The sequence below is a fragment of the Rhodococcus sp. BS-15 genome (genome assembly GCF_000813105.1).
Taxonomy (GTDB): domain Bacteria; phylum Actinomycetota; class Actinomycetes; order Mycobacteriales; family Mycobacteriaceae; genus Rhodococcoides.
The window spans coordinates 1-805 of the sequence record NZ_BAOX01000597.1; the positions used below are offsets into that span (position 1 = coordinate 1).

The window sequence follows — 805 nt, forward strand, 5'->3', positions numbered from 1 at the left end:
GCGGGCCGTTGCGTTTTGGCGCGAGTGAGCGGGTGAACTGATCGGCTGTGTGAGGTCGGTCGGTGTGGCCGGGCCCGGTAGGGCCCGGTCACTCACTGTTCAGGCCGGTGCCGTTGTGGGGGCGGCCGCGAGGCGGGTGAGGATTTTGCCGATGTTGTGAACCGCTGCGTGAAATGACCATTCACTGGCCGCTCGGTCGAGTCCTCGACCTGTGAAGCGACGAAATCCGAGATTGTGTTTGGCATGCCCGAACGGTGTCTCGGCGATATGCGAGCGTGTGCGGTAGGTCGCGATCCCGTCCGGTGTCGCCAACCTCTCCCGCATCTTATCGAGCGAACTCTGTTGCACCGGTGCATCTTCGGTGTTGCTCGCCGCGGCGGCGTGGGCAGCGGCTTCGAGATCACGGGTGGTGCCGGTGGCGATCAACCTGTCCGGGCCGGGTGCATCGAGATTGGCGTTCGAGCAGTACCCGGCATCGAAAAGCATGATCCCGATCGCAGCCTCACCGGCACCGGCATCGGATCCGCAGACCGTGTCGGTGACCGGCGGTGAATCTGTGGCAGTTTTCGTCGCGACGATCGTGTCGGCGGCAGCGATGGCCTTCGCGACCATGTCCGGGTAGTAACCGGAGTCGTTGGGGTTGATCCCGACACCGGTCGCGATGATGATCCCGTCCTCGGTGGTGAATGCTTGACAGTTGTAACCCTGCACCCATCCGCCACCACGGATCGGCTGCACTCGCGACTGCGGATCGGTGATGTTGCGGCAGATCACCGGCGCACTGTTCTCCCGGTCACGTCGGCGG

At 64.2% G+C, this 805-nt stretch carries 1 protein-coding gene; it reads right to left on the reverse strand.

Translation table 11 applies throughout. From position 1 onward, the window contains the following. Positions 1-99 precede the first annotated feature (99 nt). Positions 100-805 (reverse strand): transposase (locus RHBS_RS28175; RefSeq protein WP_187298682.1); only part of this gene is annotated, 706 nt, incomplete at its 5' end.